At 63.6% G+C, this 16719-nt stretch carries 15 protein-coding genes; 9 read left to right on the forward strand and 6 right to left on the reverse strand.

Translation table 11 applies throughout. The features are described 5' to 3' along the window. Positions 1-298 precede the first annotated feature (298 nt). Positions 299-1582 carry a cystathionine gamma-synthase family protein gene (locus tag SO140_RS40280; RefSeq protein WP_449383367.1) on the forward strand — a complete coding sequence of 428 codons (1284 nt, stop codon included), beginning with the start codon at positions 299-301 and terminating at the stop codon, positions 1580-1582. Positions 1583-1837: 255 nt separating this feature from the next. Then, entirely contained in the window at positions 1838-3586 is a 1749-nt protein-coding gene (locus tag SO140_RS40285) for a caspase family protein (RefSeq protein WP_449383370.1), read from the forward strand. A gap of 127 nt (positions 3587-3713) precedes the next feature. Here SO140_RS40285 and SO140_RS40290 read toward each other — a convergent pair whose 3' ends face one another. Then, positions 3714-4079, reverse strand: coding sequence for a VF_A0006 family four-cysteine protein (locus tag SO140_RS40290; RefSeq protein WP_449383366.1), 366 nt, complete (start codon positions 4077-4079; stop codon positions 3714-3716). A gap of 176 nt (positions 4080-4255) precedes the next feature. Here SO140_RS40290 and SO140_RS40295 point away from each other — a divergent pair, with 176 nt between their 5' ends. Beyond that, positions 4256-4729, forward strand: coding sequence for a VOC family protein (locus SO140_RS40295; protein ID WP_449383365.1), 474 nt, complete (start codon positions 4256-4258; stop codon positions 4727-4729). A gap of 15 nt (positions 4730-4744) precedes the next feature. Here SO140_RS40295 and SO140_RS40300 read toward each other — a convergent pair whose 3' ends face one another. Continuing rightward, positions 4745-6361, reverse strand: coding sequence for a PAS domain-containing HWE histidine kinase family protein (locus SO140_RS40300; RefSeq protein WP_449383364.1), 1617 nt, complete (start codon positions 6359-6361; stop codon positions 4745-4747). A gap of 31 nt (positions 6362-6392) precedes the next feature. On the opposite strand from SO140_RS40300, the gene SO140_RS40305 reads away from it, so the two are divergent. Continuing rightward, positions 6393-7115 carry a hypothetical protein gene (locus SO140_RS40305; protein ID WP_498543912.1) on the forward strand — a complete coding sequence of 241 codons (723 nt, stop codon included), beginning with the start codon at positions 6393-6395 and terminating at the stop codon, positions 7113-7115. 125 nt (positions 7116-7240) lie between these two features. Here SO140_RS40305 and SO140_RS40310 read toward each other — a convergent pair whose 3' ends face one another. Further along, a complete protein-coding gene (locus tag SO140_RS40310) occupies positions 7241-7660 on the reverse strand; it encodes a CHRD domain-containing protein (protein WP_449383362.1) in 420 nt (139 codons plus the stop codon). A gap of 154 nt (positions 7661-7814) precedes the next feature. Between SO140_RS40310 and SO140_RS40315 the strand changes: the two genes are divergently transcribed. Further along, complete coding sequence (locus SO140_RS40315) at positions 7815-8741, forward strand: c-type cytochrome (protein WP_449383361.1); 927 nt, start codon at positions 7815-7817, stop codon at positions 8739-8741. Positions 8742-8919: 178 nt separating this feature from the next. Here SO140_RS40315 and SO140_RS40320 read toward each other — a convergent pair whose 3' ends face one another. Further along, positions 8920-9165, reverse strand: coding sequence for an Lrp/AsnC ligand binding domain-containing protein (locus SO140_RS40320; RefSeq protein ID WP_449383360.1), 246 nt, complete (start codon positions 9163-9165; stop codon positions 8920-8922). A gap of 156 nt (positions 9166-9321) precedes the next feature. On the opposite strand from SO140_RS40320, the gene thiD reads away from it, so the two are divergent. The 4 genes from thiD (at position 9322) to SO140_RS40340 (ending at position 13239) form a co-directional block, all read left to right on the forward strand. Continuing rightward, complete coding sequence (gene thiD / locus SO140_RS40325; protein WP_449383359.1) at positions 9322-10122, forward strand: bifunctional hydroxymethylpyrimidine kinase/phosphomethylpyrimidine kinase; 801 nt, start codon at positions 9322-9324, stop codon at positions 10120-10122. A gap of 214 nt (positions 10123-10336) precedes the next feature. Further along, positions 10337-11149, forward strand: coding sequence for a UDP-2,3-diacylglucosamine diphosphatase (locus SO140_RS40330; protein WP_449383358.1), 813 nt, complete (start codon positions 10337-10339; stop codon positions 11147-11149). Continuing rightward, the gene (locus SO140_RS40335; RefSeq protein WP_449383369.1) at positions 11149-12192 is read left to right on the forward strand and encodes a glycosyltransferase family 4 protein; all 1044 of its coding nucleotides are present in this window, start codon (positions 11149-11151) and stop codon (positions 12190-12192) included. Before SO140_RS40330 ends, SO140_RS40335 begins: the two co-directional genes overlap by 1 nt. A gap of 63 nt (positions 12193-12255) precedes the next feature. Beyond that, complete coding sequence (locus SO140_RS40340) at positions 12256-13239, forward strand: threonine/serine dehydratase family protein (protein WP_449383357.1); 984 nt, start codon at positions 12256-12258, stop codon at positions 13237-13239. 154 nt (positions 13240-13393) lie between these two features. Here the strand turns inward: SO140_RS40340 and SO140_RS40345 are convergent, their stop codons facing one another. Next, positions 13394-15145 (reverse strand): caspase family protein, encoded by a 1752-nt coding sequence (locus SO140_RS40345; RefSeq protein ID WP_449383356.1) that lies wholly within the window; start codon positions 15143-15145, stop codon positions 13394-13396. Between the two features lie 191 nt (positions 15146-15336). Beyond that, positions 15337-16656 (reverse strand): hypothetical protein, encoded by a 1320-nt coding sequence (locus tag SO140_RS40350; protein WP_449383355.1) that lies wholly within the window; start codon positions 16654-16656, stop codon positions 15337-15339. Positions 16657-16719 lie beyond the last annotated feature (63 nt).

Consider the following 16719-nt stretch of genomic DNA (forward strand, 5'->3'; position numbering starts at 1 on the left):
ACCCTCACCGCCGCTTACCCCAGTCGCCGCTTACCCCATAGCATCTGGATTCCCCGCTTTCGCAGGGAATGACAGCGGTAAGAGAGGCGGCATTGTAGCGCCTGAGCCGCCGCAGGAATTTCTTTCGCCGCAGCCGACCAATCGCTGCCAGAGCGCCGCGCATGAGCTATCCTCGGATTGAGCCGCCGCGACGTTGACGATGAGTCGTTGGATGCCGGCGCATCCAGCTCCTGACTGCTTTGCAATCGCAGGGTTCCAACGCGCGGCGAGGCTCACTCGAGAAACAGCGAGACAGGCCATGGCAAAACCGTTCCCGTCCAAGACCCACATCGGCAACCATATGCTGCATCCGGAAACCCTGATGCTGACCTATGGCTATGATCCGCAACTGTCGGAAGGCGCCATCAAGCCGCCGGTGTTTTTGACCTCGACCTTCGTGTTCAGGACGGCCGAGGATGGGCAGGACTTCTTCGATTTCGTCTCCGGGCGGCGCGAGCCGCCGGAAGGCATGGGAGCGGGCCTCGTCTATTCGCGGTTCAATCATCCCAACAGCGAGATCGTCGAGGACCGCCTCTCGGTCTATGAGCGCACCGAGAGCTGCGCGCTGTTCTCATCCGGCATGGCTGCGATCGCGACGACCATTCTCGCTTTCGTTCGTCCGGGCGACGTCATCCTGCACTCCCAACCGCTCTATGGTGGGACGGAAACCCTGCTGACGAACACGCTTGCGCGCCTCTCGATCAGCGCCGTGGGCTTCGCCGATGGCATCGACGAAGCGGCAGTCAGCCAGGCCTCTGAGGAGGCCATGCGCAAGGGCCGCGTTGCGATGATCATCATCGAAACCCCGGCCAACCCGACCAATGGCCTCGTCGATATCGCGATGATCCGGCGCGTTGCCGACGCGATCGGCAAGGCCCAGGGCCACACGCCGATCATCGCGTGCGACAACACGTTGCTCGGGCCGGTATTCCAGCGGCCGATCGAGCACGGCGCGGATATTTCCCTGTACTCGCTCACCAAATATGTCGGCGGTCATTCCGACCTCATCGCCGGCGCCGCCCTCGGCGCAAAGGCTGTCATAAAGGGCGTCAAGGCGCTGCGCGGCGCCATCGGCACGCAGCTCGATCCGCATTCGTGCTGGATGATCAGCCGTTCCCTGGAGACGCTGAGCATCCGTATGGAGAAGGCCGACGGCAACGCGCGGCTCGTGGCCGACTTCCTGCGCGACCACCCCAAGGTGGCGAAGGTCCACTATCTCGGTCACCACGAAGCGACGTCGCCGGCCGGACGCGTGTTCGCAAGGCAGTGCCTGGGCGCGGGATCGACGTTCTCGTTCGACATCGTCGGCGGCAAGGAAGCGGCCGTGAAATTCCTCAACGCGCTGCAAATCCTCAAGCTGGCAGTGAGCCTGGGTGGGACGGAGTCGCTCGCGAGCCTGCCTGCAACGATGACCCATTCCGGCGTTCCCGCCGACATTCGCCAAAAGATTGGCGTTCTGGATTCCACGATCCGGCTCTCGATCGGCATCGAAAACCCCGCGGATCTGATCGCTGATCTCGCGCAGGCGCTAAGTGCGGCCTAACGAACTTGGACGCGAGCGCAGCGGTGGGGCGCTGATGGGCTCGGACGGTATGCAACATCAGGGTGCGATTAACCCTGACTCAATCGTCCGCACCGAAAGTGCCTGGTGGCCGTCCAAAAGGGTATCGCAGTGTGACTTATATCACAGAACGAATATTGCTTTTCGGCAGGCTGAATTTAGTCTGCCAGATGCATTCCTGGGGGGACTGCAGTGAGTCGTTTTGGTCTTTTCGTATTATCGATATTTGCCGTCTTGATGGGATGCGGCTCGGCCCACGCCGAGAAGCGCGTGGCGCTGGTCATTGGCAACTCAGCCTACAAGAGCGTGCCCAGGCTATCCAACCCGGTCAACGACGCCGGCCTGGTCGGCGGCATGCTGAAGACGGCCGGCTTCGATGTCGTCGACGTCAGGCAGGACCTCAGCGCCGCGGAGATGCGCAAGGCGCTGCGCGAGTTTGGCGGCAAGAGCCGCGACGCGGATGTTGCGGTCGTCTACTATGCCGGCCACGGCATGGAGGTGGATGGCAACAACTACCTGATCCCGACCGATGCCGTGCTCGAGACCGATACCGACGTCTATGACGAGGCGTTCCCGCTCGATCGGGTGCTGGTCAGCATCGAGCCGGCAAAACAGCTTCGGCTCGTCATCCTGGACGCCTGCCGCGACAACCCTTTCGCCAAGACCATGAAGCGGACCGTGGCCTCGCGCGCGATCGGGCGCGGGCTCGCCAAGGTCGAGCCGACCAGCCCAAACACCATGATTGCGTTTGCCGCCAAGGCGGGATCGACCGCATCGGACGGTGACGCGAAGAATAGTCCGTTCGCAACAGCTCTTGTCGATCGTCTCCCCACGCCTGGACTGGACCTGCGTAAAGCGCTCGGTTTCGTGCGTGACGATGTGCTGAAGACGACCGGCTATAAGCAGGAGCCGTTTGTTTATGGCTCGCTCGGCGGCGATGATGTGTCGCTGGTGCCGGCCAAGCCGGCCGCGGCTCCTGGTCCGCAGGCCGCCCCCCAGGACAGCCTGCGGCGGGACTATGAGCTCGCGCTTCAGGCCGGCGATCGCGAGGCATGGCAAGCGTTTCTGCGAGCCTATCCGGACGGGTTCTACGCAGACCTCGCGCGTGTGCAGCTCAGGAAGATAGCCGCGGAGGAAGAGCGCGCGGCCGCGACCGAGAAGGCGCGGTCGGCCGAGCAGGAGAGGGCAAGGCTCGCCACCGAACGCGCGCAGAAGGCGGAGCAGGAGAAGGCCGCTGCCGCGGCCAAGGCGGCCGAGGACGCCCGCATAGCCGCCGAGAAGGCCAAGCAGACCGAGGAAGCCAAGGCAGCGGCCGCTGAGCAGCGGCGGAAGGAAGCCGAGGCTGCAGCCGCGAAGGCGCTCGCGGAGAAGCAGGCCGTCGAAAAGGCGGCAGCCGAGAAGGCTGCGCAGCAGGCTTCTGAGACGCGGTCTGCCGAGACCCAGAAGGTGGCGGTGCTTGCGCCTCCGCCGACGTCAACCCTCTCTGCGGCCGAGCTGGCGAAATCGGTGCAGTCGGAGTTGCGGCGCGTCGGCTGTCTGACATCATCCGCCGATGGCGACTGGAATGCAGCCTCGCAGCGCTCGCTGACCCAGTTCAACAAATACGCCGGCACCAAGTTCGACGTGAAGCTCGCGAGCGGCGATGCGCTGGACGCGCTGAAGGCGAAGCCTGGCCGTGTCTGTCCGCTGGTCTGCGATCGCGGCTTCAAGGCGGACGCCGACACTTGCGTGAAGATCACCTGCCGCGCCGGCTACCGGGTGAACGACGACAACGAGTGCGAGAAGGTCCAGGACAAGAAGCCTGTCGCGACCCGCGATGACTCCAAGCCGCGAGACGACGAGAGGAAGAAGGTCGAGTCCGCACCGTCGAAGCCGCAGACGACGGGCCAGATCTATTGCGACACCAGGAGCTGCCGTCCAGTTCGGCAGGGCTGTCGAGTCGATATCGCGGTTGGGCAGTACGGGCACCGAGAAATCTGTAACTGAAAGCGGGCGCAGGGCGAGGAAGGAAACCTTTCGGTCCATGCACCTTCGTTAGTGAGCTTGGCGAATGATGCAGAACACGGAACATGGGTTTTATCCCGGTCGGCACAACTTGCTGCGCTTGGCCTCGCTAGAGCGGATTTGACGTCCGGCATGCCGAGATGATCGCGGCGGCGGCTTCGTTGGCCTGGGCGCCCGAGAGCTGCTGCACGAGGCAAACATAGTAGCCCTTGCTTCGTTCGTTCAACAGGGAGTCTCCGTTGAGCGCGAGCCAGTTGCAGGCGGCGCGAATGTATTGGATGGCCACGGGAGATCGCGTGTCGCGGATGAAGGACAGCTCGCATTGAGCCTGCCGTTCCATGGCGGATTGCGCGAGGGCGAATCCGGAGGATGAAGCGAGCGCTGCGGCGGCGACTGCCGACAGAAGCGCAAACAGCGGGCGAACCCGTGCTTTGTCGTGCAGACATCTTTGAGCCGGCAACGTAAAGCGCCTCATAGGCAGACCGCACCTGTTGAAAAAACCAGGGATTGCAGCGGCGATGTGCGTCGCGCGCGAGTCTGTTCCGAAATCTGATGGCTGACGCGGGACGAGTCAAGAAATTGCCATTGGCTGCGACCATATCAGGGCGAGGGGATTGAACCTGATTGGAGTGGAACTGAAAGGAATCGCGAATGGCAAAGAACACGATTTGCCTTTGGTACGACAAGGACGCCGAAGCTGCTGCCCGCTTCTACGCCGAGACGTTCCCCGACAGCAAAGTGAATGCTGTCCGCCGCGCACCTGGTGACTATCCATCCGGCAAGGCGGGTGATGTGCTGATGGTCGAATTCACGGTCGCCGGCATGCCTTGTCTCGGCCTCAATGGCGGTCCCGCATTCAGACACAGCGAAGCCTTCTCGTTCCAGATCGCGACCGACGATCAAGAGGAGACTGACCGTTATTGGAATGCCATCGTCGGCAATGGCGGGCAGGAGAATGCGTGCGGCTGGTGTAAGGACAAATGGGGCATTTCCTGGCAGATCACGCCGCGCGTGCTGATGGAGGCGATGGCGGCGGGCGGTGACGAAGCAAAGCGCGCATTCGAAGCGATGATGGGCATGACGAAGATCGACGTCGCCGCGATCAAGGCGGCCCGACGCGGCTGAAGTTGTGCTTGAGCGTCATGTCGCGGGTTTAATGGGCAGTTCGATAACGCACCGCAAGCCATCGGGCCGCAAGTCGAACCGCGTCGTCGCCCCGAGCTGTCCGGGCAGTCCCTGTTCGAGCAGTGTCCGGCCGAAACCATGTCGATGCGATATGACGAGCTCGGCGAGCTTCCGTCTATGTTCGCTCCATTCGAGACGCAGCGCGGGCTTGTCAGTGCTCGCCAGCTGCCAGCGGATTTGCAGGGTGCCGCCGGAGCCATTGAGGACACCGTGCTTGATGGAGTTCGTGCCCAGTTCGTGCAGAGCGAGCGAAAGCATCTGCACGGAATCCCTGGGAAGGGCTAGGTTCGGGCCACCGATGGAGACGTCGGAGGAATCCGCCACGCCCAGCGAATTCATTTCCATGTGCACGAGCTCATCAAGGCCAACCGCTTCCGACGCCTCGCGGGAGAGAAGGCCCTGAACCCGCGAAAGCGCGGCCAGGCGCCCGTTGAAGTCACCTGCATAATCATCGAGTGACGCGCTCCCCGCCCGCGTCCGTTCCGAGATTGACTGGACCACCGCGAGCAAATTGCGACTTCGATGCTGCAATTCTCGCACGAGAAGCTCCTTGGCCCGCGCGGAGCGTTGCTCCCTCTCGATGCTCTGGAGCGCCGATATCGATCCCGCCAGTTCGGCGGCGACCAGCATCAGGAAATCAAGATATTCTGAATTGAGATGCAGGCGCGAATTGGCGCCGATGAGCAGCGCGCCTGCAAGGTTGTTGCCGGAGCTCTTGCGCAAAAGTGGCAACGCGACGAGTTGCGTCGTCGGCTCAAGCCAGGTGCCGCCCGGCAGCGCGAAGGGAGGTTCGGACGATCGCTCGATGATCCGCAGCGTGCGCGTATTGAGGACATTGACGATGCCCCATTCATCGTCGGGTGACAACGCCGACAACGAGGACGGAAACAGAGCGCGATCGATCTGGCTTGCAGCGACGAGCCGGGCGTTCCCGTTCTCGTCGGCTATGTATTGAACGGCGAACGGGATGTCGGGATTGTCGCAGCAGAGCAGATCCAGAAGATTCTGACAGGTCTCCTCGATGGTCACCGCGCCCGTCGTTGCTTCGATCGTCGCCTTGGACAGCGCGCCCAAGACGCGCATCCGACGCTCGGTCAGGACGCGCGCGGTGGTTTCAACGACCGCCGTGAGGACGCCGACGATGTTGCCGGTCGCATCGATCAGCGGACTATGTGAATACGTGAAATAGCATTCCTCCATGTATCCGTGGCGGTCGCTCGCCAGCAGCAGGTCTTGCGACCAGTTCGCGACGCCCTTGAGTGCGCCTTCGAATTGTTGACCGACGATCGGCCAGGTGTCGGGCCAGGAGTCGGCGCCCGGTCGGCCGAGGCCATGGGGATGCTTGGTCTCGCCGAGGATCGGCTGCCACGCATCGTTGTACAGCATGATGAGCTGCGGCCCCCACCAAACGACCATGGGAAAGCGGGAATTGAGGCAAGTTGCAACTGTTGACTTGAGCGTGTCCGGCCATTGCGCGGGTATACCGAGCGGGGACGTCGACCAATCGTGCGCGCGCATCAGCGCGCCCATCTTGCCGCCCCCGTTGAGGAAATCGGTCGAGTGCCCGCCCATGACCTGACCTTGTCACGCACTGAACGGTCGCTTGGCCCAGCCATTCAAATTGGCGATCCGGCGCGAGCTCCGCATTCTGTTCGAAAAGTCGGCCGCCTGCACAACGCGTGCGACCAACGACCATAACCCGGAATCACCAGTCAGACCATCGAATTTCGCCCGGCCGAAGCGGACTGCGTGTCAGCGCACGCTGGTGATCAATTTCGATCAAGCAAGTGGTGCCGGCGCGTGGCACACTGCGGATGGAGAAAAGCACATTGGCTCAACGACAACAGTCGAGACTCGCATGTTCCGCGTGACGGCAGATACATTGCAGGCCTATCTCGATTTCGATCCAGAGCGAAAGCATGACCTGGTCAACCTTCACAAGCTGATCGTTCAGGCTGCTCCGGCCCTCAAGCGGTTTTTCCATAAGGGAACACCAGCGGGAGAGGCGGGTATGCGGATGAAGATGATCGGCTATGGAAAATTTCGTTATGCGATCAAATCTGGGAAGACCACCGAATGGCCGGTGATTGGTGTTGCTCTTCAGAAGAACTACATCAGCGTGTACGTAGCGGTGACGAGGCAGGGCGCGCCGGTCGTCCCCAGATATGCGGGACAGCTCGGCGAATTGCGAATGGGCGGCAACAACTTCAGTTTCGAAAGGTTCGATGATCTGAGGCAGAATGCGATGTCGCTGCTGTTCGCGGAAGTTGCCGACATCTTCACGTCGGATCCGAAAAATCCCGTTCGATACATGCAGGGCGCGTGATGTGCTTCGCGGGAGTTGGAGGATGACGGCGTTGGACAGGGCGCGCGCTATGCCTTGTCGTGGGCTTGAAAAAGGCCGGACGCTGGCGCGCCCGGCCTCTCGTCGCGCGAGGATGTCGCAACGCTTTACTTCGTCACCTGGCCGCGGATCTCGCCGCCCGGGTTCGCTGCGGTGTGGATGTTGATGTAGTACTTGCCGCCGAGCAGATCGGCGGCCTGCGCGTCGGTGAGCGTCGCTTCGCCCTTGACGGGGCTCGACGTTGCATTCGGGATCGCGACCGCGACACCGGCATTCTTGCCGGTCTCGGCCGGGCCGTGGAAGTGAGCGGCGGTCGCCGGGCCCGAGAGTCCGGAATAGGTGACGGTCCAGGAGAGTTTCTTGCTGGGGGCGTCATAGTCGAGATCGGCCGTGCCGGTGCCGCTGCTGGTCGTCGCAGGCACCTCGGCCTTGCCGTCCAGCGTCGCCTTCAGTTTCTCCGCGCAGGCGGGTCCGGCAAACGCAACGGCGGCCGTCAGCGCGAGCGTGGCAAAAAGGGGCTTGTTCATGGGTCTCTCCCTGTTGACCTCGAAAGGTGGCAAACGTCCAAACAGTGCGACTTGGAATTTATTCCCCTCCAGCGTTCAAACCATCTAAATTATTCGTGGCTGGAGCGACGGTGGCTGCAGCCTTAAGTTCGTCTGACATCGATGGATTTCGTGAATGTTGCGACGAACGATCATTGCTGCGCTGCTTGCCGCCGGTCTTGGCCTCGCGCTCTATTGGTGGCTCACGGCGCCGGTCGCCCTGGCACTGCCCGCCGCCTCGCGTGCGCCCGATCTTGCCAACGGGCAGGAGCTGTTCAACGCCGGCGGTTGCGCTTCCTGCCATGCTGTGCCGGGCCAGCCCGACCGCCTGCGGCTTGGCGGCGGGCTTGCGATTGGCTCGCCGTTCGGCACCTTCTACGCGCCCAACATCTCGCAGGATCCGGCCGACGGGATCGGACGTTGGAGCGAGGCCGATTTCGTCAATGCGGTGATGAAGGGCGTCTCACCCGATGGCGCGCATTACTTCCCGGCATTTCCTTATACGTCCTACGCGCATGCGAAGGTGGACGATGTGCGCGATCTCTTCGCCTATCTGAAGACGCTGCCCGCCGTTCCGGGCAAGGTGCGCGATCACGATTTGCCGTTTCCGTTCAACATTCGCCGCAATGTCGGCGTCTGGAAATTTCTGTTCATGGACGGTACGCCTTTCGTAGCCGATGCCGCGCGCGCGCCGCAATGGAATCGCGGCGCCTATCTCGTGAACAGTTTTGGCCACTGCGCCGAGTGCCACAGCCCGCGCAATCTGCTCGGCGGCCTGATGACGTCGCAACGCTTTGCCGGTGGCCCCAGTCCGGACGGTGAGGGCTGGGTCCCGAACATCACGCAGAAGGGCATCGGCGACTGGAGCGAAAAGGACATCGCCGATTTCCTCGAGACCGGCGACATGCCCGAGGGCGACAGTGCTTCCGGCGCGATGCGGCCGGTGATCAAGAATCTCGCGCAGCTCACGCCGGAGGACCGCGCCGCGATGGCCGCATATCTGAAATCGCTGCCGCCGGTCGAGGGACCCAAGCCGCCGCCGAAGCGGAAGGAGGGCGGTTAGAGCAGATGAGATTTGGCCCGGCTGATCGCGGGGTCTTACCTCTCCACAGCGGGGAGAGGTCGGATTGCGAAGCAATCCCGTGAGGGGCCGCAGCGATCAGTGAGATCGTACCCCCCACCCGGACTGCATCTTTCGATGCGATCCGACCTCTCCCTGCGGGAGAGGTGAGATTGGGCGGCTAGCGGCCGCCAAACGCCTTGAAGGTGATGATGGTGAGGGTGTCCTGGATGCCCGGCAGGACCTGTACCTTCTCGTTGATGAAGTGGCCGATGTCGGTGTCCTTGTCGACATAGAACTTCACCAGGAGATCATAGTGACCGGCCGTGGAATAGATCTCGGAGGCGATCTCGGCTTCGGCGAGCGCGTTGGCGACCGTGTAGGACTGGCCGAGCTTGCATTTGATCTGAACGAAGAAAGGAACCATCGCGGTTGCTCCGAAGGCATGATTTGGCGGCTAATAGGCCAAAATCGGCCGGCTTTAGCAAGCGAACTTGCTGGCCTCGTGGCGTAAGCAAGCTTGCTGGTCCCGGGTATGCGCGTTAGGACAGACCATGGCCCCGATCCATCCGAAAGCCGCGCCATGACGACGCCCATAGCGCTCACCATCGCCGGCTCCGATTCGAGCGGCGGCGCCGGCATTCAGGCCGACCTGAAGACCTTCGCCGCGCTCGGCGTCTACGGCGCCTCCGCGATCACGGCGCTGACCGCGCAAAACACCAAAGGCGTGACCGGCATTCATGCGGTGCCCGCCGGGTTCGTGACCGCGCAGATCGATGCGGTGTTCTCCGATCTCGATGTCGACGCGGTCAAGATCGGCATGGTGGCGCAGGCCGCGAGCATCGATGCGATCGCCTCCAGCCTGGTGCGATGGTCGCCACGGCATGTGGTGCTCGATCCAGTGATGGTCGCGACCTCCGGCGACCGGCTGCTGGCGGCAGAGGCCGTCGAGGCATTGCGCACAAGGCTCATGCCACTTGCATCGGTGATCACGCCGAACCTGCCCGAGGCAGCCGCGCTGCTTGATGAGCCGGTAGCAGAGAGCGAGGCCGGGATCGAGAGCCAGGGGCGCCGCCTGCTCGCGCTTGGCTGTCGCGCGGTGCTGATCAAGGGCGGGCACGGGCAGGGCGCCGAGAGCATCGACTATCTCGTCAGCGCGGACGGCGTGATCGCGCTCGCCGCGCCGCGGGTTGCGACCCAAAACACCCATGGCACTGGCTGCTCGCTGTCGTCTGCCGTCGCAGCAGGGCTTGCCAAGGGCGAGGACCTCGCTACGGCCGTGCGCGATGCCAAGGTCTGGATCAGTACGGCGATTGCCGCCGCCGAACGCTTCAGCGTCGGTCACGGCCACGGGCCGATCCATCATTTCCACAAATACTATTGACCTCGGCCGCGATGGCGGCGGCTAGCCGGCGTTAACCAATAAACCTAGGGGTTCCCGGAGTTTTGCGGAGGCCTCTGCGGGGCCATGTCGCCTGATTGTCGCATGCGGCTGATATCCGCGAAGAGGGCGAGGCAAGGTTTGATTCGTATCTGAGGGTGCCTCACAGGTTCAACCGGTCATCCCCCTGTCACGGGATATTGTTACAGGCTGGCGCATGGGAAGTTACGATGTGAGTGACGAGAGCCCGGAGCGGCGCTTTCGCACGTTGTTCATCTCCGACGTTCATCTCGGAGCCCGCGGTTCGCAAGCCGACCTCCTGTTGGACTTCCTGCGCTACCACGACGCCGATACGATCTATCTGGTCGGCGACATCGTCGATGGCTGGGCGCTGAAATCGAGCTGGCACTGGCCGCAATCGCATAACGACCTCGTCCAGAAGCTGCTGCGCAAGGCTCGCAAGGGTGCCAAGGTCATCTACGTACCCGGCAATCACGACGAGTTCCTGCGCAACTATTACGGCACGCATTTCGGCGGCATCGACGTCGTGGAGAACACCGTCCACACTGGTGTGGACGGCAAGCGATATCTCGTCATCCACGGCGACATCTTCGACCTCGTGGTGCAGAACGCGCGCTGGCTCGCCCATCTCGGCGACAAGGCCTACGACTTCGCGATCCAGATGAATCGCTTCGTCAACTTCTTTCGCCGCATGTTCGGCGTGCCCTATTGGTCGCTGTCGCAATGGGCCAAACAGAAGGTCAAGAACGCAGTCAACTATATCGGCGCGTTCGAGCAGGCGCTCTCCGCCGAAGCACGTCGCCATGACGCCGACGGCGTGATCTGCGGCCACATCCACTACGCCGTGATCCGCGACGAAAACGGCATCCGCTACATGAACTGCGGCGACTGGGTCGAGAGCTGCACCGCGCTGGTCGAGCACGATGACGGCCATTTCGAGATCATCACCTGGGCAGATCAGTTGCAGAAGCCTGCGGCCGTTCCACAGGTCGCGGCAAGAGCCGCATGATGCGCATCCTGGTCGCGACCGACGCCTGGCACCCGCAAGTCAACGGTGTGGTTCGGACTCTGACCAAGCTCGCTGACGCTGCGAAGGCGCTGGACGTCGAGTTCAGCTTCCTCACCCCGCAATCGTTCCGTACCTTCGCGATGCCGAGCTATCGCGACGTGCGGCTCGCGATGCCGCGGCCGGCGAGGATTGCCAAGCTGATCGAGGAGGCGGGCCCCGACAGCATCCATATCGCGACCGAAGGGCCGATCGGCCTCATGGTCCGCCGCTATTGCCGGCAACGCAAGCTGCCCTTCACGACGAGCTTCCACACCCGTTTCCCCGAATATGTCCGCGCCAGGGTACCGGTTCCGGGCTCGCTGATCTGGCGGGCGCTGCGCCGTTTCCACGCGTCCAGCCGCGCCGTGATGGCGGCGACCCCGGCGCTGGCGCGCGAGCTCAGTGAACGTGGCTTTGACAATGTCGTGCTGTGGCCGCGCGGCGTCGACAACAAGCTGTTCTATCCCCGCGCCATCGATCTCTGCTTCCCCGCGCCGGTGTTCCTCTGCGTCGGCCGAACCGCGATAGAGAAGAATCTCGAGGCGTTCCTCGACCTCGATCTGCCCGGCACCAAGGTGATCGTCGGCGACGGACCGGCGCGCGCCGGCCTTGAGCAGGCCTATCCCCAGGCGATCTTCTTGGGGGAAAAGCACGGCGAGGCGCTGGCCGAAATCTATGCGGCCGCGGATGTCTTCGTGTTTCCGAGCCGGACCGACACCTTTGGCCTCGTGCTCCTCGAAGCGCTGGCGAGCGGCCTTCCAGTGGCGGCATTCCCGGTGAAGGGGCCGCGTGACGTGATCGGCGATGCGCCGGTCGGCGTGCTGGATGAGGATCTGCGCAGCGCCTGCCTCGCGGCGCTCGACATTTCGAGGCAGGCCTGCGTCGAATTTGCTGCCAACCATACCTGGGAGGCGTCAGCGCGCGCCTTCGTCGACAGCATCCGGGCCGTCGGCGCCGTGCTGCCGCACGCCCAAAGGCCGGAACAGCCGCGTTTCGTCGCCTGACTCCACGGCACCCTCACGCGGCGGTGTCTTCCCAGCCGTCAAGGGGCGGGATACAAATTGCCCATGACGGAACAGCCCCTCCCGGTCGGACCTGCCGACATCGATGCCGCAGCGCGCGTGATCGCGCCCTTCGCCATCCGCACCCCGCTTTTGTCCTTCCCCGTGCTGAACGAGCGCGTCGGCGCAAAAGTGTTCCTGAAGCCGGAGATGTTGCAGCGGACCGGCTCCTTCAAGTTCCGTGGCGCCTTCAACAAGGTGTCCTCGATTCCGCAGGACAGGCGCAGCGGCGGCGTTGTTGCGTTCTCCTCGGGCAATCACGCCCAGGGCGTGGCGGCCGCGGCAAAAATCCTCGACATGCAGGCGACCATCGTGATGCCGTCGGATGCGCCGCTCTCCAAGCGCGAGCGCACCAAATCCTACGGCGCCGAGGTCGTGCTGTACGATCGCGACCGTGATGATCGTGAGGCGATCGCGCGCGGCATCGCAGAGAAGCGCGGCGCAACGCTGGTCAGGCCCTATGACGATCCCTTCGTTATCGCAGGGCAGGGCACCGCAGGCCGCGAGATCGCCGAGGACATGGCGGCGCTCGGCATTGCGCCCGACATCGTCGTGGCGCCGGCTTCCGGCGGCGGCCTGATCGCGGGCGTCGCGACTGCGGTGAAAGCGCGTTATCCGCAGGCCCAGCTCGTCGTGGCCGAGCCCGAGGCATTCGACGATCACAAGCTCTCGCTTGCGAGTGGCCACCGCGAGGCGCATGCCCCTGCCGGACGCACGATCTGCGACGCGCTGATGGCGCTGATCCCGGGCGAGATGACCTTCGCCATCAACGGCAAACTGTTGTCGCGTGGCGTCACGGCCTCCGATGCGGAGGTCGGCGCGGCCGTCGCGTTTGCCTATCGCGAGCTGAAGCTGGTGGTCGAGCCCGGCGGCGCCGTTGCCCTCGCCGCGCTGCTCGCCGGCCGCCTCGATGTTGCCAGCAGGAACGTGGTCATCGTGCTCTCGGGCGGCAATGTCGATGCCGACTTGTTCGCCGAGCTCGTGGCTTGATTCTTCGTCGGTTGGTGTGAGCCGAAGTGCTCCGTTTACCTCTCCCCGTCGGGGAGAAGTAACACCGAGATCGTGCTCGCGCGGCCCAGCCTGACGTGACGAAGGGGCGGAGCATTGCTGCTCCGCCCTTCGCCATTGTTGCAGCCAGGGGTGATCAGTGCATGAAGCCGATGCGGCGAGTCATACCGGCGTTCGCCGGTGCCTGATTCATCGTCTGGGCATATTGCGGCTTGAAGGTGTTGTTCATCGCACCGCCGCCAGCGCGGCTCGGCATGGTGTTGAGCTGCGGACGGTTGGTCTGCAGCAGAATGTTGTTCGGCGGATTGTTGTTGGGCTTGACGATGCCGGTATTGCCGTTGTCGGTCCGGTTCGGCTGGTTCTGGGGCTGGACGTTGTTGGTCTTCACGTCGACGTTCTTGATGTCGACGTTGGATTTGCCCACGGTCGTCGCCGGCAGCGTCACGATCTTGCCGGCGGTGCCGTTGTTGGTCGTGCCGTTGGTCGGCGCAGGCAGGGTCACGATCTTGCCCGGGAGCTGCGACGGCGTGGTGTTCGGCTGATTGTTGGGGGGCGGCGTGCTGATCTGGCCGCCACTGCCGACCTTGCCGATGACGTTGCTGTCGATCGGCTTGTTGGCGTTGTTCAGCGCGCCGCCATTGCCCTGCTTGACGAGCGGGATGTACTTGGTCGGGCCGAGATTGCCGGGCTTCAGCGTCGGCGCGATGGTCTGCGGTGCGAGGAAATGCGTCGCCTGCATCAGCGGGATCTGCTTCGGCTCTATCTGGAGCGTTAATGCCGACGTTGCATAGGGGCTGCGGACGTAACTGTCGTAGAAGTTCTTGTAGGCGACCGGTGAGTTGGTGAGAACGGCCTTGTGCCAGGCTTCCGCCATCAGCAGGTTGGCGAGCAACGAGCGGATGTGGTCGCACAGCGGGTCGTGCGGGTACATCTGGACGAACTCCTGATAGTACTCAGGATTGCCCTCGGAGAGCACGTAATCGTAGGCCTGCCGCGCGGAGCGGCTCGGCAGGTTGGACGCCATCTGCACGACCGGCGCGTTCACCGGCGCACGGTTGGCGGCAACCGCGGTGTCACCGAAGAAATAGAAGTCGCTCGTCAGCGACGAACTTTCCCACGGCGTTTGCTGGCCGTCGGTGGTGTGGTTCACCTCCAGCCGCACCCGCTTGAACAGCTGCTCGATCGGCACGTTCGGTTCACGCGCGACGTTGAGGAAGGCCTGGGTGTAGGGGCTGTGATCGCCCTTGCCGTCGAGAGCTTCAGCACCGGGCGCGGTCGAATAGCCGACGATCGAGCCGTTCGGTGCATCGACGATGGCAAGACCGCGATTGGCATCGATCAGGGATGGGAACGGATTGTTGCGGCAGGCGTCGAGAATGACGATGCGCATGCGGCTCGGGATCGTCTCCAGCGTCGACATCACGTCGACCAGACGGACCGAATTGTTGACGAGCTCGGTCGGGTTCGAGACTTTTGCATCGACGGGCACGAGATAGTTCTCGCCGGCAAGCTGCACGCCGTGGCCGGCGTAGTAGACCATCGCAATCGTGTTGGGTCCGCGCGAGGCGACCTTCGCGGAAAAGTCCTGCACGACCCTGAGCATGTCGTTCTGGGTCAGGTCGGTTGCGGAAATCACCTCGAAGCCGGCGGAGTTGAGGAATTGCGCCATCGACTGCGCGTCATTGTCGGGGTTCACGAGCTGCGGGGCATTCCGGTAGTTCGAATTGCCGATCACCAGCGCCACCCGCTGCTCGGGGCCTTGCAGCGCGGTCGGCGCGGCATTGCCCTGCTCGACGATCGCGGTCTGCGCGGCAACGGGATTGCACGCAAAGCCGAACAGGCTGCCGAGCAGGCCCGCATACATCAGGAATGATTTGAAATGGAACATGAGCGTGCTCCCTCGGACTAATCTCGACGTGAGATTGGTTGCGGGGACGCTAGACCGGGTTCATGAAGTGTACGTGATGCAAGTCACGATGGCGCCAGGCGTGATCTGCGTCACGCTGGGAACCGCTTCTTGAGCTGGAGCGCCTTCAGCTAACGAGAAGCACCCTCGGTGTCGTTCCCCGAGCTCGCGCCTCACGAGAAGAACGCAATCTTCTCGGCCTGAGTCATGCGGCGGATTGGCGCCAGTGGATCGTTGGCGGCTGGGCGTGGCTTTTGCAGCATGCCGCTCGCGAGAATGGTTGCGCCGAGTGACGGCTCCGACAGCGGCGAGGGCATCGGAAGGGACGAAGCCTGCGAAGCCGCTTGTAGCGTCGCATGCAGAGCTGCCAAGGCCTCCGTTGGCGCCGGACGTTCCATGATCGCAACGGCGGGCTCGAACGGCGCGACCGGTTCGGCTGCGATCGGCTCGGGCAAAGCTGGCTCTTGCAAGGCTAGTTCTTGCAAGGCTGGTTCTGGCAAGGCCGGTTCGGGCAAGACCGGCTCGGCGGCGACGGGCGTCTCGACAGGGGCTGTGGCTTCAGCAGGCTCGGCGATCGCCTCGTCGAACTCGGGATCGGGCGCGGCCATCTCCATCGCGATCCGCTCGAGAATAGCTTCGTCTTCCGCCTCGGCTGCGGCGTCGATCGCGAACTTGTCGGCGGCTTGCGCAATGGGGGCAGGTTTGGCAGCGCTTTCTTCGATCGCGATGTGGCCTTCCGCCAGCTCGGGCTCGCTGGCGACGTCCATCGCCTCGTTGATCGCCACCTCGCCGACGACCTCGGTCGCGGCAACCGTGGCCTCAGGCTCGGAAACTGTCGCGGCCTCCCGCGGCATCTCCGCTGCGGGTGGCTCGCTTGCCGACATCGCTGTCTCGGCATCCGCCATCGCGAGCATCTCGGGCGCCGGAGCGGGCGGGGGGCGAGTCGCCGCCGCGTCTCCCGTTTCGACGCGCTCGACGTGGTCCCTGAGCAGATCGAAGGCGGCCTTGAGCTCGGTACGGGGGTCGATGATCGACGTCTGTCCGCAGGCGGCCTCGATGGCTGCGAGCTGCGAATCAATCAGGTCGCAGATTCGCCCGTCGGCGCCGATCTCGCGCCAGCGCCAGGAGATCTCCCTAATGATGCGCACACCGCGATGGATTGGCCCGAGGCTGGTCTCGAGCAGGGTCGGATCGACGGCCGCGATCGCGATCGTCTCGGCCTCGCGGATGGCGCGGCGAATCGCAACGAGTGCCTCGGGCAGCCGGTCTTCGACGACGGGTTGGCGTTGTGCCGCTAGGGTTTCCTCGATTTTCGCGACCGCCTCGAGCACCATGCGCGTATCGGCGTTGCGGTTGCGCTTGGCGTATTCGCCGAGGAACCAGCGGCCGCGCGCGGTCTCCATGAAGGCCTCGCGGATCGCATCGTAGTCCTGCTCGTTCGGCTCGGCCGCGCGGGCAGACATGGGCGAGAGGGCGAATGCTTCAGTGGCCATGGCAATCTCGTCGCGCAAATCAGTGCGCGTTACAGTAACGATCACCACGATATCGACCGAATC

Source organism: Bradyrhizobium sp. UFLA05-108, assembly GCF_059803455.1.

What these genes read in the sequence shown, in the direction of transcription:
- SO140_RS40290 (WP_449383366.1), bottom strand. Translation starts at nt 4,079, where the DNA reads ATGAGGCGCTTTACGTTGCCGGCTCAAAGATGTCTGCACGACAAAGCA.
- SO140_RS40295 (WP_449383365.1), top strand. Translation starts at nt 4,256, where the DNA reads ATGGCAAAGAACACGATTTGCCTTTGGTACGACAAGGACGCCGAAGCT.
- SO140_RS40320 (WP_449383360.1), bottom strand. Translation starts at nt 9,165, where the DNA reads ATGGTTCCTTTCTTCGTTCAGATCAAATGCAAGCTCGGCCAGTCCTAC.
- SO140_RS40310 (WP_449383362.1), bottom strand. Translation starts at nt 7,660, where the DNA reads ATGAACAAGCCCCTTTTTGCCACGCTCGCGCTGACGGCCGCCGTTGCG.
- SO140_RS40330 (WP_449383358.1), top strand. Translation starts at nt 10,337, where the DNA reads ATGGGAAGTTACGATGTGAGTGACGAGAGCCCGGAGCGGCGCTTTCGC.
- SO140_RS40345 (WP_449383356.1), bottom strand. Translation starts at nt 15,145, where the DNA reads ATGTTCCATTTCAAATCATTCCTGATGTATGCGGGCCTGCTCGGCAGC.
- SO140_RS40280 (WP_449383367.1), top strand. Translation starts at nt 299, where the DNA reads ATGGCAAAACCGTTCCCGTCCAAGACCCACATCGGCAACCATATGCTG.
- SO140_RS40315 (WP_449383361.1), top strand. Translation starts at nt 7,815, where the DNA reads ATGTTGCGACGAACGATCATTGCTGCGCTGCTTGCCGCCGGTCTTGGC.
- SO140_RS40300 (WP_449383364.1), bottom strand. Translation starts at nt 6,361, where the DNA reads ATGGGCGGGCACTCGACCGATTTCCTCAACGGGGGCGGCAAGATGGGC.
- SO140_RS40340 (WP_449383357.1), top strand. Translation starts at nt 12,256, where the DNA reads ATGACGGAACAGCCCCTCCCGGTCGGACCTGCCGACATCGATGCCGCA.
- SO140_RS40335 (WP_449383369.1), top strand. Translation starts at nt 11,149, where the DNA reads ATGCGCATCCTGGTCGCGACCGACGCCTGGCACCCGCAAGTCAACGGT.
- SO140_RS40350 (WP_449383355.1), bottom strand. Translation starts at nt 16,656, where the DNA reads ATGGCCACTGAAGCATTCGCCCTCTCGCCCATGTCTGCCCGCGCGGCC.
- thiD (WP_449383359.1), top strand. Translation starts at nt 9,322, where the DNA reads ATGACGACGCCCATAGCGCTCACCATCGCCGGCTCCGATTCGAGCGGC.
- SO140_RS40285 (WP_449383370.1), top strand. Translation starts at nt 1,838, where the DNA reads ATGGGATGCGGCTCGGCCCACGCCGAGAAGCGCGTGGCGCTGGTCATT.